Source organism: Tuberibacillus calidus DSM 17572, from assembly GCF_000430685.1.
Taxonomy (GTDB): domain Bacteria; phylum Bacillota; class Bacilli; order Bacillales; family Sporolactobacillaceae; genus Tuberibacillus; species Tuberibacillus calidus.
Window position 1 is genome coordinate 82,503 of the sequence record NZ_AUMM01000008.1, and the last position, 16,210, is coordinate 98,712.

General features: G+C 44.0%; 18 protein-coding genes. 9 read left to right on the forward strand and 9 right to left on the reverse strand.

The features are described from left to right. Positions 1-41 precede the first annotated feature (41 nt). Positions 42-1,247 carry an ornithine--oxo-acid transaminase gene (locus H532_RS0102895; RefSeq protein ID WP_027724236.1) on the reverse strand — a complete coding sequence of 402 codons (1,206 nt, stop codon included), beginning with the start codon at positions 1,245-1,247 and terminating at the stop codon, positions 42-44. Positions 1,248-1,393: 146 nt separating this feature from the next. On the opposite strand from H532_RS0102895, the gene H532_RS0102900 reads away from it, so the two are divergent. Both H532_RS0102900 and H532_RS17645 read left to right on the forward strand, forming a co-directional pair. After that, complete coding sequence (locus H532_RS0102900; RefSeq protein WP_027724237.1) at positions 1,394-1,744, forward strand: DUF1516 family protein; 351 nt, start codon at positions 1,394-1,396, stop codon at positions 1,742-1,744. A 161-nt stretch (positions 1,745-1,905) separates the two neighbouring features. Then, the gene (locus H532_RS17645) at positions 1,906-3,864 is read left to right on the forward strand and encodes a sensor domain-containing protein (RefSeq protein ID WP_051263091.1); all 1,959 of its coding nucleotides are present in this window, start codon (positions 1,906-1,908) and stop codon (positions 3,862-3,864) included. 119 nt (positions 3,865-3,983) lie between these two features. On the opposite strand, the gene H532_RS0102910 is transcribed toward H532_RS17645, so the two are convergent. After that, positions 3,984-4,349 carry a DUF2512 family protein gene (locus H532_RS0102910; protein ID WP_027724238.1) on the reverse strand — a complete coding sequence of 122 codons (366 nt, stop codon included), beginning with the start codon at positions 4,347-4,349 and terminating at the stop codon, positions 3,984-3,986. Further along, positions 4,346-5,278, reverse strand: a complete 933-nt coding sequence (gene ligD / locus H532_RS17650) for a non-homologous end-joining DNA ligase (RefSeq protein WP_051263092.1) — start codon at positions 5,276-5,278, stop codon at positions 4,346-4,348. The genes H532_RS0102910 and ligD overlap by 4 nt, the downstream gene beginning before the upstream one ends. A 264-nt stretch (positions 5,279-5,542) precedes the next feature. Between ligD and H532_RS0102920 the strand changes: the two genes are divergently transcribed. Beyond that, positions 5,543-6,490 carry an ATP-dependent DNA ligase gene (locus H532_RS0102920; protein ID WP_027724239.1) on the forward strand — a complete coding sequence of 316 codons (948 nt, stop codon included), beginning with the start codon at positions 5,543-5,545 and terminating at the stop codon, positions 6,488-6,490. Positions 6,491-6,694: 204 nt separating this feature from the next. Here H532_RS0102920 and efeB read toward each other — a convergent pair whose 3' ends face one another. The 4 genes from efeB to ku form a co-directional block, all read right to left on the reverse strand. Continuing rightward, the gene (gene efeB, locus H532_RS0102925; protein ID WP_027724240.1) at positions 6,695-7,927 is read right to left on the reverse strand and encodes an iron uptake transporter deferrochelatase/peroxidase subunit; all 1,233 of its coding nucleotides are present in this window, start codon (positions 7,925-7,927) and stop codon (positions 6,695-6,697) included. 15 nt (positions 7,928-7,942) lie between these two features. Continuing rightward, positions 7,943-9,106, reverse strand: a complete 1,164-nt coding sequence (efeO, locus tag H532_RS0102930) for an iron uptake system protein EfeO (RefSeq protein ID WP_027724241.1) — start codon at positions 9,104-9,106, stop codon at positions 7,943-7,945. Then, positions 9,099-10,535, reverse strand: coding sequence for an FTR1 family iron permease (locus tag H532_RS0102935; RefSeq protein WP_027724242.1), 1,437 nt, complete (start codon positions 10,533-10,535; stop codon positions 9,099-9,101). Before H532_RS0102935 ends, efeO begins: the two co-directional genes overlap by 8 nt. 163 nt (positions 10,536-10,698) lie before the next feature. After that, the gene (gene ku, locus H532_RS0102940; RefSeq protein WP_027724243.1) at positions 10,699-11,550 is read right to left on the reverse strand and encodes a non-homologous end joining protein Ku; all 852 of its coding nucleotides are present in this window, start codon (positions 11,548-11,550) and stop codon (positions 10,699-10,701) included. Positions 11,551-11,875: 325 nt separating this feature from the next. Between ku and H532_RS0102950 the strand changes: the two genes are divergently transcribed. Continuing rightward, on the forward strand, positions 11,876-12,367 hold the full coding sequence (locus H532_RS0102950) for a sigma-70 family RNA polymerase sigma factor (RefSeq protein WP_027724245.1): 492 nt from the start codon (positions 11,876-11,878) through the stop codon (positions 12,365-12,367). A gap of 204 nt (positions 12,368-12,571) precedes the next feature. Then, entirely contained in the window at positions 12,572-13,411 is an 840-nt protein-coding gene (locus H532_RS0102955; protein ID WP_027724246.1) for a YitT family protein, read from the forward strand. Positions 13,412-13,555: 144 nt separating this feature from the next. Here the strand turns inward: H532_RS0102955 and H532_RS0102960 are convergent, their stop codons facing one another. Next, complete coding sequence (locus tag H532_RS0102960) at positions 13,556-13,822, reverse strand: NifU N-terminal domain-containing protein (protein ID WP_027724247.1); 267 nt, start codon at positions 13,820-13,822, stop codon at positions 13,556-13,558. Positions 13,823-13,896: 74 nt separating this feature from the next. After that, positions 13,897-14,718: a Cof-type HAD-IIB family hydrolase gene (locus tag H532_RS0102965; RefSeq protein WP_027724248.1), complete on the reverse strand. Its 822-nt coding sequence runs from the start codon at positions 14,716-14,718 to the stop codon at positions 13,897-13,899. Between the two features lie 144 nt (positions 14,719-14,862). Here H532_RS0102965 and H532_RS0102970 point away from each other — a divergent pair, with 144 nt between their 5' ends. From H532_RS0102970 to H532_RS0102985, 4 genes are all read left to right on the forward strand, one after another. Then, positions 14,863-15,081 (forward strand): DUF1659 domain-containing protein, encoded by a 219-nt coding sequence (locus H532_RS0102970; protein ID WP_027724249.1) that lies wholly within the window; start codon positions 14,863-14,865, stop codon positions 15,079-15,081. Positions 15,082-15,115: 34 nt separating this feature from the next. After that, complete coding sequence (locus tag H532_RS0102975; RefSeq protein ID WP_027724250.1) at positions 15,116-15,334, forward strand: DUF2922 domain-containing protein; 219 nt, start codon at positions 15,116-15,118, stop codon at positions 15,332-15,334. A gap of 122 nt (positions 15,335-15,456) precedes the next feature. Next, positions 15,457-15,633 (forward strand): YvrJ family protein, encoded by a 177-nt coding sequence (locus tag H532_RS19785; RefSeq protein ID WP_081412284.1) that lies wholly within the window; start codon positions 15,457-15,459, stop codon positions 15,631-15,633. A 220-nt stretch (positions 15,634-15,853) separates the two neighbouring features. Then, positions 15,854-16,162: a metal-sulfur cluster assembly factor gene (locus H532_RS0102985; RefSeq protein WP_027724251.1), complete on the forward strand. Its 309-nt coding sequence runs from the start codon at positions 15,854-15,856 to the stop codon at positions 16,160-16,162. Positions 16,163-16,210 lie beyond the last annotated feature (48 nt).

Here is a 16,210-nt window from a genome sequence, read left to right on the forward strand (position 1 = left end):
CTCTCCCATTCATTAAGATGGGCCGTTCGCCGTTTTTCTTGTTATTTAGCCACAGGGGCGCTAAGGACGTCTTGGATTTGCGCGATGGCCCAATCCAAATCTTCTTTTTTAATAATCAGCGGCGGAGCGAAGCGGATGACGTTTTCATGCGTTTCTTTACATAATAAGCCTTTTTCCTTGAGCGCTTCGCAGTATGGACGTGCTGGTTCATGCAATTCAACGCCGATGAAAAGTCCTTTTCCGCGGATTTCTTTAATGGCTGGATTTTTGATTTCTCTTAGTTTTTCAAGGAAATATTGACCGAGTTCTAATGAGCGATCCGCTAATTTTTCTTCCTCGATGACCTCAAGCGCAGCGATGGACACAGCGCAAGCGAGGGGGTTCCCGCCAAAGGTAGAGCCGTGGGATCCGGGTTCAAAAACGCCAAGAATGTCTTTGTTGGCCGCTACGCAGGAAATCGGCATCACGCCGCCGCCAAGCGCTTTCCCTAAAATATAGACATCCGGGGTCACATCTTCCCAGTCACAAGCAAAAAGTTTTCCCGTACGTCCGAGGCCGGTTTGAATTTCATCGGCCATAAAGAGCACGTTTTCTTTTTGGCAAAGCTCATACGCTTCACGCAGGTAACCTTCTCTTGGAATAATAATGCCGCCTTCGCCTTGGATTGGCTCGACGAGAAAAGCCGCTGTGTTGGGGGTAATGGCTGCCTTCAAAGCATCGATGTCGCCGTATGGAACGAGCTTAATGCCTGGGAGCATCGGTCCAAACCCGCGTTTATATTCGGGATCCGATGAAAGGGTAACCGCTGTCATTGTTCGACCATGAAAATTACCGACACAGGCAATGATTTCGGCTTGGTCGTTCGGAATGCCTTTGACATCATAACCCCAGCGCCGTGCGGCTTTAATCGCGGTTTCCACGGCTTCAGCACCGGTATTCATCGGTAAAACGAGATCTTTTTTCGTTAAATGAGCCACTTTTTCATACCAAGGGCCAAGTTGATCATTATGAAACGCCCGCGATGTCAGCGTGACTCGGTCGGCTTGTTTTTTCAAGGCTTCGATAATCTTCGGATGGCGATGGCCTTGGTTGACGGCCGAATACGCCGAAAGCATATCCATATAACGGTTTCCTTCAGGATCTTCCACCCAAACGCCTTCCGCATAGGATACGACAACGGGAAGCGGGTGATAGTTTCTGGCACCGTATTTTTCCGTTTGCTGAATAATCTTTTCCGACTGATTCATTTGAACACCCCTTTGCAAAATGCCTTCTATTTTATAATATATCAAATTCTTAAAAAGTACTATGGTTCCGCTTTCATGCTTTACACGTGGTGTTTCTTTTCCTATGATACAATAGAAGACATTTTGTCGATAAGGGAGGAAAGTGTATGTGGTTGCACGCACACGTTGGCTTTTGGACCTTAGCGTTCATCCTTTTTATTGCTAGCTATTTTTTTCAAAGAGCGGGTCAGTCGACGGTTCAAAAAGTATTGCACATGATTTTAAGGCTTGATTTTATTTTGGTGATCATCACGGGGATTCGCTTAGTGTCGTTTTATTACATAGGTCATCAATATGTTTGGGCGACCGTTAAAGGGTTATTCGGCTTGTTGTTAATTGTGATGATGGAGTTGATTTTAACAAGAGGCAACAAGAATAAAGGAACAGGAGTCCTTTGGACCATCCTTTTGATCGCGATTGTCATCGTCTTTTACATAGGGTATTTTGTACTCGGATGATCACGGGTTAAATGAGACTGCCATCGGGCGGTCTTTTCCTTTGCAAAAAATTTTACTACAGCTGTCAACTTTTTGGGATAAATGTCGATATATACTATAGAAATATGTAAAAAAAGCTTTTTTAACGGCCATCATCACCTAGAGCTTTGGAGGATAAATCGATGCCAATATTCCAGCATCATTATATAGATGATCTCACCTTCAAACGATTTTTACAAACCCATCAATTGGAGGGGACCGAGCTCCTAATTGTACAACTCATTGCTGGAGAAAAAGCAAAAGCAAACCTGACAGATTTAAAAAAGTTGATAAAAACGACATTGCCGGGAGCACTGCTTTCGGAAGTCATCGTCGATCAAGGGTTCCTTGGCCAAAAATGGAATCCGAAAGACCTTTGGATTGTGATTTCCCAATATGAGAATGAAAAGGAACGCATTGCGCCATTTAAATATGTCAATGCCTCCTACCAGGCCTTATTTCGTGAAAGCCCAAACCTCATCTACATTATGGATAAAGGCGGCCGGATTAGCACGTGCAATCCCGCTGTTTCTTCCCAGCTCGGCTATTCTGAAAGCGATGTGATCGGTAAACCCGGTATACATTTCGTGAAAAATACTGACCGGATGAGTGCCAGACGCCATTTTCTCTGGGCATTAAATGGGGAAACGCGGACATTTTTAATCGAGATCCGTGACCGTAACGGCCGTTACATCCCCTATCAGATCACGAATATTCCGATCGTTGTGGACGGTGAGGTCATTGGCATACAAAGCATCGGCGTCAATCAAGCTGCCCAGAAAGAAGCAAAGACAACGATCGAACGGCTCGCCTATTATGATCCCTTAACCGGGCTCGGTAATCGGCATCTGTTTGAAAAATCGTTAAAAAATTTAACAGAACATGCTCAAAAGCATGGGGAACGATTGGCCGTTATTTTTTTAGATATCGATCGATTTAAAAATATTAATGATACGGAAGGGCATTACGTTGGCGATCACATCTTAAAACGCGTCGTCCAGCGCATTCAAGGTCAATTATATGGAAAACAAATGCTGTATCGCTTTGAAGGCGATAAATTTTCTATTCTTATACCGCAGATCAAATCAAAACGCACCATCAATGCACTGATTGACCGGATTCGAGAAGCGTTCCGTGAACCGATCATTTATAAAGAAAAAGAATATTTTCTTTCTGTTAGTATGGGGGTCAGTCTTTTTCCGAACAACGGAACGAATGACGAAACACTCATGAAAAACGCCGACATCGCGCTATATGTAGCAAAACTAGGCGGGGATAATTCCGTTGTATATTATCAACAAGAAATGAACGCATCATTTTATAACCGCATCGAATTTGAAGCATACTTACGCAAGGCATTAGGTAAGAACGAATTTGAACTGTATTACCAACCGCAGATTTGTTTAAAGACGGAGTCCATCATCGGTTGTGAAGCTCTCATTCGTTGGAACCATCCAAAAATGGGGATCATCTCACCCGCTCAATTTATACCGCTTGCCGAAGAAATCGGACTCATTGAAGACATCGGCTTTTGGGTATTGCGCAAGGCGTGCCAACAAATTAAAGCATGGCAGCGGAAAGGTTTTTCGCCTTTTCCGGTCTCCGTCAATGTTTCCGTGAGGCAATTTTTAAAGAAAAATTTTGTTAATCAAGTTAAAAAGATTATTGACAGCGAAGGCATTGACCCGAAGTACATCCATTTGGAAATTACCGAAAGCACGACCCTTAGGGATATACAATACAGTATTGAGCTCGTTCATGAATTAAAACAAATCGGTGTTTGTGTCTCCCTTGACGATTTTGGTACCGGCTATTCGGCTTTAAATTATTTAAAGGATTTTTCCATCGATATATTAAAAATCGACCGTTCGTTTATTAACAATTTAAGTCCCGATAGTCAGGACGGTGCCATTGTCAAAGCGATTATCATGATGAGTCAAGGCTTGTCGCTCAGAACCGTGGCTGAAGGCGTGGAGACGAAACAACAACTGAATTTGTTGAAGGAGTACGGCTGCCACGCTGTGCAAGGTTATTACTATAGCAAGCCGCTTCCGAGTCGAGAGTTTGAAAACTACATTAAAAAAATGGCAAACCCAGCATAGGGTTTGCTTTTTTATTCTGGTAAGAACGTCAAACATCTACCATGAAGGTCTAGGTCAACTAATGCTCTATTTTTACCCAAATGAAACCTCCAACTTTTGTTTTGATAAAGCATCCACCTTTACTTTGCCGCAAGTTTTGTCTGCCAACGATGGCGCAGGAGCCAATGATGAAGAAGGTATTCCATGATGGTGATAACTCCTGTGATGAGGAGGGCTCCGACCGTCGTCATGTAAGCATCGACATAGAGCTTCGAACCGAAAAAGACAACACACATCGTCAGAATAAAATCCATAATCGTCGTTACCCATAAGGTTCCACTGGTTAGCATCAGCCATTCCACCGCGAAGTTGACGATTCCGACAAACAGCCCGATGATCAAGGCTTGAGAAACGGTGCCGTAATTGATCAAGTTCGGCGTAAACAAATCACATAAAACAATAATGATGGGGGAAAGCACCAATTTTAAAATCAAATTAATGATCATACCATCACGCCTTTCGAAAGATTTGCTTTAAAGGCATCTAAAACCTTTTGGAAAGGTTGCTTCTTTTTAGCTTCGAAAAATGATTGGAATGGACAACCTTTGGTCTCTAAGCGCTGTTTTATGGATGGAAGCGGGAATTGTTCGGGTCGCAATGCTGGGGTCACTTCCTCCCAATAAAGGGGACAGGCGACGAGCGCATCATCATTACCTCGGACAGAGTAGGGGGCGATGATTGTTTTTCCTTCCCCAAATTGCACGGCATCAACATAAAGCCGACCTTGACGATGTTTCTTCAATCGCTCCGTTGTGAATAACCTAGGGTTCGTTTCCGTGAGATAATCCGCAATGAACTGGGTAAACCGCCGGGTATCTTCAAAGGTAAAGGTCTGGTCAGGAAGCGGGATATAGATTTGCAACCCTTTATTTCCAGACGTTTTCACAAAGGAGATTAATTGCAAACGATCCAAAACGTTTTTTATGATCAGCGCCGCTTCAATAGCCAGCTCAAAGGCATCACGTGAAGGCGGGTCTAGATCCAAAACAATTTCTGAGGGAAAGTCACTATCAACCGTTTGAAACGGCGTATGAATTTCAAACGCCAATTGATTAGCCAGCCACATTAACGTCGCGAGCCCGTCGCCGACAATGTAGCGGATGTCACCGATGATTGCGGTTTTAATAAAGGCTGGTGCGTAATCAGGACAATTTTTTTGAAAAAATTTTTCTTTTCCTGCCCCATGCGGATAACGGAGCAGGGTGAGGGCGCGGCGACGCAAAAAGGGCAATTGTACGTCACTGATCGTGGCAACGTATTGGAGATAATCCGCTTTTGTAATATGGTGTTTGGGCCATAAAGGTTTGGACAAACTAGTTAAATGGATGGTTTCGCCTTCAATTTTTATTGTTTCTTCATCCCGTCCGGTTGGCATCCGCTTCCCTCCCGTCGAACTTGTTTATAATGTGGCACGGAACAGAGGCGTTTATGCGCTGAAGAAGGTTCAGGTTTTCTTGAGATGATAAGGATTTTAATATAAGGGTAACGAAGTACCTTCGCCCCCAAGAGGCTTGCGCTGGCTTTTTATTTATCAGGCTAAAGGGTAAATAAAGCTCTGACTTCGCACAAGATTCTTTAGCAATGCCAAGTTATCTTTAGTCGAGGTGCGTTTTCTTTAAAATAGGAATTAGGTGATATCATGATCTTTCAACCCATCACGCCTTTTGAACCGATTTTAACGGAAGATATCCCTAAAGGTGAAAACTGGATTGGCCAAATTAAATGGGATGGCGTCAGGATTTTAACATATTTTGACGGTCAAGAAGTCAAATTATATAACCGTAAAAAAAACGAACGGACGCTCCACTATCCGGAGCTTCAGGATCTTTGCGCCTATTGCCGGGCTGATTCGGTGATTTTAGATGGGGAAATGATTGCATTGGGGAATGACGGTAAACCGTCGTTCCATGAAATCATGCGCCGAGACGGTCTCAGGCGGCTCGACCGGCTCAACCAGGTCAGAAACAATGTGAACGTCACGTATATGGTTTTTGATTGTCTTTTTTATAACAACGAGTGGAAGCATAAATGGGCTTTAAAAGATCGGCTAGAGTTATTGCAACACATTATCCTTCCCAATGAATCCGTGCAATTGGTCACGTCTGTTCCGAGTCAGAACATCCATCATTTATACGAAGTCATAAGACAAGAAAATATGGAAGGCATTGTTATAAAAGACCTTAACAGCACATATGCCATCGGTGAGAAAAGCGATCGCTGGCAAAAGAAAAAGAATTATAAAGATCTCATTGCCGTTGTCGGTGGTGTCACGTATCGCGGCGATGTCGTAAATGCGCTTTTACTGGGGTTGTATGATAAGTTAGGCCAATTGTGGTACATTGGCCATGCGGGAACGGGTAAGTTGAAAGCTTCCGATTGGCGGCTATTGACCGAAGCCATCAAGCCGCTCATCACCGAAAAGCGCCCTTTTATCAATCAACCGGAACGCTTGAAAACGGCGGTTTGGTTAACCCCCAAATTAACGGTGAAAATCCAGTACATCGAGTGGACGAAGGGGCATTCCCTTAGACAACCCGTCATCCAGGCGTTTGTCAACGTTCCGCCGGAAGAATGCGTTTTCGATTAAACTTTAATGCGCAGGCGTCGGCGCTTTCTTTTTTGTATGGGGGGCGTTCAGCATAAGGGTAACAATGGCCCTGCCTTTGCCCATAAGGCCTGACAGAGCCATGTTTCTTCAACCATGAGTTATGGTGGATCCTTTGTGGGGGTTACAAGTTGAGATCACTGCTAAGGGTTGGCCTTCGTCAAGAAAATTCAGCGGCCCTGCCGTTTAGCTGAACAGCGCTTGGCCAATATATTCGCCTTTTTTTATGCCGCGTGGGATGGCATAGAGGCCAGAGCCGATATGTTTTGTATATTCATTAAGCGCGTCATTTTTACTTAATAATGCGAGCATGGGCACGAAGGAGGCTTGCGGGTTTTTCTGAAAGCTTATAAATTGCAAGCCAGCCTTGATATTGCCGGTTTTCGGATCAATGCCATCCGAATAATTATAGCCCCGACGGAAAATTTCCTGCCCCGTGCTTTTGGCTAAGGCGACATGACTATCTTTTGGAAGCTTGGTTACGTCAACAGGGTCATGTTCATGCCCTTTTCCATATGGAGCGCCGGATAGTTTACGACGGCCAAAGGTATCTTCCTGCTCTTTGAGGGAAGATAAATCCCAGATTTCCAGAAACATGCGGATGTTCCGATAAGCGAGATATGTTCCGCCTTTCATCCAGTCGGGTTCACCTTGCCCACACCAAATGACTTGGTTTTGTTTTTTTACATCGTTGATGGAGAGGTTAGCCGTTCCATCTTTAAAACCGAATAGATTCCGAGGAGTTTCGCCTCTTTTCCCATTTAAAAAACCGGCATTGAGCCATTTGATGGTAGCTGTTCCGACAGCTGCCTTTATCAAATTGCGAACCGCATGAAAGGCTACCAGTTGATCGTCGGCACAAACTTGGACGATGATGTCACCATCAGAAAGAGATGGATCGATGGCATCCCGCGGCATGGTCGGGATCGGTTTTAAATGCAGCGGTTTTCTGTGGGACAACCCAAAACGGTCCTTGCCATCTTTATTAAACAGCGATGAACCAAATCCGAAAGTAATGGTAAGGCGGGAGGCCCCAAGGCCTAGGGCCTCACCGGTATCCTTTGGTGGCAGCCAATCGTTTTGGGTGGCGTCTAAGTTGCGGCCTTGGGTAAATCTTTCGCTGAGTTTTGTCCAAGTTTTTAAAAGATGGATGAGTTCCCTTCGATCATTTGTCGTGATATCAAAACTTGCAAGATATAAATATGTTTGTTGTGGTGTGACAATACCAGCCTGGTGTTTGCCGTAAAATGGAATGACGGTTTTTTCTTGCTTATTAGATGAGGTGGGTTTCGCCGAAAATGTATCAACAATCATCCCAACGGTACCAAGACCGCTTGCGCCAACAGCCACCCCTAAACCGGCAGCGGCGGATAGTTTTAATATTTCCCTACGCGTGTACCCCGGTTGTTTGTTCTCCATCCTTAATCACATTCCTTAAAAAATTTCCGCCGTTTGGCTCATGAGTTTAGATAATGTAGCCAATTGGTTGCTTAATTCGCGAATTTCGTCTTTATTTAAAGTCGTATAGTTGACGTATTGGTCATTTTTCTTATATTTTTGCAGTGTTTGCTTCATAAGAAGAAATTGCTCATCAAGTTTTTGGGCGAGTGATTTATTCTTGTCTTCCAGTGCAGGAATAATGGCATGATAAACCGCCTCGGACCCTTCAACATTGGCGGCAAGATCGACTAAATCGATGTGGGAGTAGTGTTCTTCTTCACCCGTAATTTTGGAAATCGCCGCTTCATTTAACAATTCCATCGAGCCAGCCACGATTTGTTGCGGTTTCAACTCAAGGTTTGCGATTTTTTCATTTAAGGCTTTAACATCTTCAAACAATTGGTCAGCCACTGGATTCATCCCTTTAAGGGAGTGATCGACCCAAAGCGCTTTTTCTAAACGGTGAAAACCGCTCCATTGTGATGGATCATCGACATCATTGATGCGGGCATCAATTTTTGGATCCAAGTCACCGAAGCTTTCAGCTATCGGTTCAATGCGTTCGTAATAAACGCGAGCGTCCACATACTTTTGCTTTGCCAAGTCAATATTTCCGGCTTTAACCGCATCCGTAAACGCCGTAGTTGCTTCAATTAATTTATCAGCTTGGGTTTTCACATAATCCTTATAATCTTTGACAGCTTGGTCGAGTAGTTTTGTCGTATTTTGTTTTGTGAGTTTAGCAGATTTTAATTCGTTTAGTGCGTCCGTTAGACCAGCAATTTGCGTTTTTACAACTGAAAGATCTGGAGCATCAACGGACGCTTGGGCAAAAATGGGTTGTTCGTATTTTTCGACTTTTGTATATAAAAGAGGGAAAGCGTCCCGAACATCGTTTTCAAAGGCGAGCCACTGATCATTCAATGTTTTCCCAAGCTGTTTGACTTGGTCAACATTTTGATCGCCGACGGCTGCTTTTAGTTCCTTAACCGTCGACAGCATTTGTTCCGTGTTGCTTTTTATCTCCGAGATTTGGTCAGTGTGTTTTGTTGTTTTCGATTCAGCATGATCATTAACATCGTTTTTTCCGTTACAGCCTGTTACGATCAATAAAGCCATTATTGCCAATAAACAACATAGCTTTTTTAAGTTAAGCATGGTGTTCTTCCTTTCGAACTTTGATTTTCAACCATCTGGACATCACGACGACAATCGCTAGCAAGATGAAGACTAATTGGGGTAAAAAACTCATCCATGAGGGGTAGATGCTGATCCAAGAGATCGACGGTAAATAATCCTGAGTGGTCGATCGGATGACGCCGGCCATTTGTAAACTATGAACCCCTGAGCCCATAAACTTAAGGCATAAATAAAAGACAATGAGACTTGAAGCCAAAAAGAATGGTTTTAGCGGCAACTTTACCCCGATTTTTAACATTGCAAAGCCGACTACAAGCAGAAAGCCAAAGCCGATGACGATGCCTAGTAGCAAATCTGCTAAGCTCATGCGTCCGGCCATGCCGATGAGGAAAATGACGGTTTCCAAGCCTTCACGGAGGATGGCTAAAAAGGCGATTGCGGAAAGCGAAAGCATTTTGCCATTTGATAAAGCCGCTTCACTTCTCGTGCGGATGAGTTGATTCCAGCGCTTAATGTCAGCATGGCGATGGAGCCAATAGCTCACATATAAAAGCATGAGGCTGGCGAAAATGCCGGAAAAGCCGTTAATCAGCAAGTTCTCTCGGCCAAATGACACATTGGAAAGGATGACGGACACAAGTATTCCGATAAGGAGGCATGTGAACATGCCTAGCGTAGCCCCACCCCACACCCAATGACGGGCGCGGTCTGCCTTTGCTTTTTTGGCAAAGCCGAGTAAAGCTCCGATAACGAGCAACGCCTCTAGTCCTTCGCGAATGGGGATGAACGCCGCGTCCCAAATGCCATAACCTGTTGTAACGAGTGGGGTAAGGTCATTGATCAGTTTATCAATGGTCGGTTGAAGCCGATCATGATCGGTCGGTGAATTGACGTAGGCTCCGAGTAAAACCAAGTTTTTTTCTGATTCGGTATACACTTTCTGCGATTGGCTGACGACGGAGCCCTCGACCGCGAGCCATTCACTCTGTAAAGCCGCGATTTTATCAGCGGCTTTTTCCCATTGATGGCGAGCAGCTAGTGTTTTAACCTGTTTTAATTGATCGATAAAACTGGAAAGCGTCGGTTCGTCTGGCTTTGACTTGGCGGTTTCGGCATCTCTAATAAGTGCTATAAGGTCGGTGAGCTCTGTTTTGGCATCGGCCATGTTTTCGTTGACCAAATCTATAGAAACCATCGCTAGTGCCTGTTCCATCTCAAGGTATTGGTCAGGGTAACGTTTCTTGATGTTTGTTTTATTTTTTTCCCACCATGTCTTATAAGAGGAAAACGTTGCCTTAGCCTCTTCAGTTTGATGTTGCTCAAGTTGCTCGATAGTTTCGGAAAGCAAATGTTCGCCTTCGGATAACAAGGCTGATTTGGCATATGTATTTAAAGGGAACAAGCACATGATCAACGCTAAAAGGCTTATGCCAATGATTTTTTTCAAAGGCCAACACCCTTTCAACATAAATAATAATGAGAATCATTATCAATATAACTGATAACAATTCTCAGTATAGAAGGGAAAAATTCAATTGTCAATGGGAAAATAGCGCTTACATGAATAATCTTATAGAAAGGTGACCATTCGCATGGATGTTCTTTCCCTTTTAAGCCTTTTTCTTTTTATTCAAAGTTAGGGGGGCTTTCTTTTTGGTGTGCGCCGCTTTGCTTGCAGAAGGACGTTCATTTCGGCCGGCTCCAGCGATGCTTGCTTCCAGTGCGCTTAACAAGTCAACAACATTGCGCTTTTGTACGGCCTGTTTCGGCTTTTTCACTTCTTGGCCAGCGATTTTTGCTTGTAAGAAGTCCTCCAAAGCAGACCGGTAGTCATCCGTATATTTTTTCGGATCGAAAGCGGTGGCGAGCTGTTCGATTAATTGTTTGGCTGTGTCCAGTTCGCGCTCATTCACGGGCAAATCGCTGTCTATACCGGGAACTTGGTCGACCGAACGGATTTCGTCCGGATAAAATAATGTCTCAAGCAGTAACCCTTTCTCATATACCCGAACCGCGGCAAGGTGGGTTTTGGAATGAAGCGTCAGACGGGCAAGACCAATTTTATGGGTTTCTTCCATCGCTTTTCGCAACAGTGTATAGGCTTTTTCGCCGTTTTCTGCTGGACCGACAAAATAAGATTTATTGAAATATATGGGGTCAATCTCGCTAAGATCAATAAAATCAAGAATTTCCACGGTTTTCGCCGCATCGCCTTTCAGTTCGTTGAGATCCTCATCGGTGACCGTGACAAATTCACCTGGGGCAAATTCATACGCTTTGACGAGTTCATCACTCTCCAAAGCTTTATCACAAACCGGGCAGTATTTTTGGTAGCGTATGGGGGTATGACATGCTTCGTGTAATGTCCTGAAACGAATGTCTTTCGATTCCGTAGCCGCATAAAGTTTTATGGGGATATGAACTAATCCGAAGCCTATAGAGCCTTTCCACATCGTATGCATGATTAGACCTCCTTTTTCCTTCATTCTAACCAAAGGGACTTAGAAACTTTTTTAGACTAAGCCTCCGTCTTCTCATACGCCATGTTTTCCTTATTTTGACCACCACTGAAAAAACTTACCCTCAAAAATTTTGCATATTTTAACAAATAATGGACGTGCCATCGGTAAAAAAATGCTTTTGTTTTTTTTAAAAATCGACTTTTTCCCCTGTGTAATGGCATCAAAAAAGCCAATTTAGCGGAAGGAACAGCCAACTAGCGTTCATTAGAATAAAATTACCCGGGAAATTGATAGAAAGCGCGCTTTCTGACAAGGAAGGAAAGCGTTGAGTACCCTCAATGATTTTGAAAAATTGCTCTCAAATTATGAACCGCTGATTAAGAAATGGATCACCAAGTACAGGCTTTTTTATGACTTTGATGAGTATTTTCAAATTGCTCGCATTGCCCTCTGGGAAGCGTCCATGCGTTTCAATCCTGACAAAGGGCCTTTTCCTGCCTATGCTGCTTGCGTTATCCGCGGACGGTTATTAACGGAGATGAGACAAAGGAAAAAATATAAGGAACGTTTTACACTAACGGAGTCGGTGCCGGAGTCAAAAGGGGCGGAGGATGATCTGCACTTTGAAGGGTTGGATCAATGGCGCTTTCTTTCGCCGAGGGAAAAACAGTGGGTGCAAGCAGCGATTCTTGAAGATAAACCTTCTGTTGACATCGCCAAACGCTATGGCGTGACACAAGATACCGTTCGGTCATGGAAGAAAAGTGCCGTCAAAAAATTGCGCCGCTATTACAATGAGTTGAGGGAAGAAGGATAATAAAGAAAACTTGGCTCTGCAAAACCTATTAGGTGAAGACAGCCCCTTAGTTGCCCCTATGATTGTGAGAAAAAATTTTTATACGTTTTTAACGGTATTAAAAAGGAAGTATTCCGTCGTAGCCATAATTCGGCACGTCAATAGAATTCAAAACACACTCTCCGGTAACACTTTTTTTAGAAAGGGAAATAAGGAGAGTCCAGCATGTGGAATGAGATGAAGGTGTTCGTCGTTGTCGTCGTGGGTGGCATATTAAATGCCGCCGCGCTCAATTTCTTTTTAATTCCGGCTAAAGTGTTATCAAGCGGATTTACTGGTGTGGCCCAGCTGATTTCCCTCCTCGTTCAGCAATATACGGGATTTCCGCTTGGTACAGGGATCGTTTTGTTCTTACTCAATGTCCCGGTCACATATCTTGCTTGGATGCGGCTTGGCCGGCGTTTTACGTTATACAGCTCACTAAGCATCCTTGTCATGACCTTGGTGCTAATGGTTTTACCGGTTTATAAATTGACCGATAATCTGTTGCTGAATGCCGTATTCGGCGGGGTCATTAGTGCCATCGGCGTCGGCATTACATTGAAATACGGTGCATCGACCGGTGGCATGGACATTATTGCAATGGTTTTGTCGCGCATGAAAGACCGCCCGATCGGCTTGTACTACTTCGGGTTGAATGGGTTAATCGTCTTATCGGCTGGATTTTTCTTCGGTTGGGAGAAGGCGTTGTACACTTTGGTGACGCTTTACGTCTCATCGCGGGTGATCGATGCCATCCATACGCGGTATATGAAGTTAACAGCGATGATCGTCACCGATAAGGGAAAAGAAGTGTCACAAGCCATTCACGAACGGCTTGTTCGCGGCATAACCCGTTTGCCTGCAAAAGGGGCGTTTACGGATAAAGAAAAAGAAATACTGTTGATTGTTTTAACAAGATATGAATTATACGCCCTTAAAAACATCATTCAGGAGGTCGATCCTAAGGCGTTTACGAATATCGTTGAAACAACAGCCGTCATTGGCGCTTTTCGAAAGGAATAGGAATGCGTTAAAGCATGATAAGAACTTGTCTTTTCCAAGCGTTTGGGCGGATGGCTTGCCTTCTTTGCTTTTTATGCTAGGAAGAGCGTCTTATCAGTACAAAAAAAGACCCGCGATCCATGAGTTCGGCGGGCCAACACAACATTATGGCAGGCTAATTTCCTTAAATACGGCTTCAATTTGCGGTAATAATTCGTTCCAATCGGCATCAAACGTTTTATTGACAGTGACAAAGTCCTCATAACCAAAGATATTATCGACGCCATCCAGTTTTAATAATGCCTGTGCCAGTGGGGACTCGACAACATCCCCCTTTTTGGCAATCAGACGGCCGTTAAAAAGCTGTTTGGCAGCCGAAAACTTCATGGCGTTTGGGTTGGGCGTGCGTTCGGCTCGTACATCGATGGACATGGTTTCTCCTCCTCGGACAATAATCTACTAATTTCATTTTACATGAAGGGTATTTTTTCTGACAATGTTCTAAATCACATTTCACGCCTCGTTAAAAGATAACTTTCTAAAAATTGGGCGACACCTTCTTCATCGTTGGATGAGGTCACTTCATCACTCACTTCTTTGAGAGCGGGAATGGCATTGGCCATCGCAACCCCACAACCAGCATAGGCTAACATTTCGATATCATTTTCCTCATCGCCAAAAGCGATAATCCGCTCCCTTGGGATCCCGAGGCGCCGAGCCACTTCCTGAATGCCGATCGCTTTATTCACTCCTTTTTTGACCACTTCGATAATGTTTAAAGGTTCTCCCCAAGAGCGTTGTTCGATTGCATCAGCATGTGCTTTTTCCAAATCTTCCATGATGCTTTCGGTATGCTCTTCATCGGTTTGAATTAAAAGGGCTATGGGGTTGTCGTATAAAGCATGGTGTATCGCTCCATAAACGATTTTCGGTCTTCCATTAGGATATAACTTTTCAATGAGATCAGGGTCTTCGGTGCGGATATATGTTTTTTCTAATCCTTCGATCACGATGTTTCGGAAATATTCATCGGATGAGACCTCAAGAAGATGGCGAACGATACTTTTACCAATCGGTTGGTGGACCACGCCCCAACTCGGTTCCAGCGGATGGTGAACAAAAGCACCATTAAGGTTCACGATAGGGGTATTGAGACCCAACTCCGCATATAACGTTTGGCTTGAACAAAATGGACGTCCTGTGGCAAACATCACCAAATGCCCATTTTTCCTCACCTTTTCCAGCGTTTCTTTAGTGTAAGCGCCGACTGTTTTATCTGATCTTAATAAGGTCCCGTCTATGTCTAGGACAATTAAAAATGGTTCCATCACCGTTCTCCTCCCTTATCGTTGCCGTTTTACGATAGCGTAATATCCAAATTATACGTGTTTTTAAGAGGTGTGACAATGTATCGACACCGTTCACCGTTTTTATCAATAAATGGCTATTTATTAAGTGAAGGGGGTGAGAGGATGGCAACAGCTAACTTGGTCAATTCGGTCTTAGTCCTGTCCTTTGATGCCGGGATGGATGAAAGCGGAAAACCGATCGTCAAACGCAAAAGTTTTAACAACATCAAAACGCAAGCAACGGCCGATCAGCTTTATGCCATCAGTCAGGCGCTTATTCCGCTCCAACAATATCCCGTCATCACAATTGAGCGCCATGATGCAAGGGAACTGTATGCCTAAGGGCATGACATCGATGTAGAAGGAGGTGAAACGAATGGCTAAAACCATTGAGCTTTTGTTTGAAAACGTTGAAGGGAAAACCGTCCGCTTTACGTTGGATAACCCGGTCGACCCCATCGATCCTGCTGTGGTAAATAACGCCATGGATACCATTTTGGCACAAAATGCCATGACATCCTCAGGCGGGGATCTTGTGAAGAAGAAAGGTGCCAGGATTGTTGAACGAAACGTCACGGACATTCCATTAACATAAAAATCGATGGAAAGAGGTGACGGAAGCCAACCTCACATTTAAAGGGTTGTCTTCCAATCAAGGGATCAGCGGCCGTTTTGGCCCAGCCTGATCCCTTATATTGTCATGAAAGGAGGGGCCATATGGGAGAGTGGCTTGGTATGGTAAAGGATGTCGGTTTTCCCATTGTCGTCACGCTGTTTTTACTCTATCGGATTGAAAATAAGCTTGACGAATTGAATCGGTCGATCCGAGAGTTACCAGGACGCCTCTATGATCCTCAACGAATAATGGATGCCTCTCTTAGCCGAAAGTCGTAAAATTTTTCTGTGTCCCACGTCATAGTCGGGGCACTTTTTTTATACTGTTATGACTGTCGATCAGTTTTCGAAACAGCATAATGACGACGAGGAGTGATCTTCGTCCAGAGGTTTGACGGAGCCAAGTTTTCATAACGTTTATTTGAATTCATTGTGAATCGGTTTATTCCACCGTTCGAACAGGTTATAATGAAGAAAAAAGCAGAAAGGGGTGCTTTGTATGGCTGAACTCAATGAAGACATTATCATGGAAGCTCTTGAAGATGTGATAGATCCGGAATTGGGTATTGATATCGTTAACCTTGGACTGGTTTACGGTGTGGATATCGGCGATAAAGGCGATGTGATCATTACGATGACGTTAACCGCGATGGGGTGTCCTTTGGCTGCCAGCATTGAATATGAAGTCAAACGGGTGCTTATGCCGATTGAAGGTGTCAATAGCGTCGATGTGAACATCGTTTGGAACCCGCCGTGGTCAAAAGATAAAATGTCGCGCTATGCCAAAATCGCCCTCGGTATCTCTTAATGAACACTCTTTAATAAATTGAAAGGAAAAGGAGGCTGACCAGTTCAC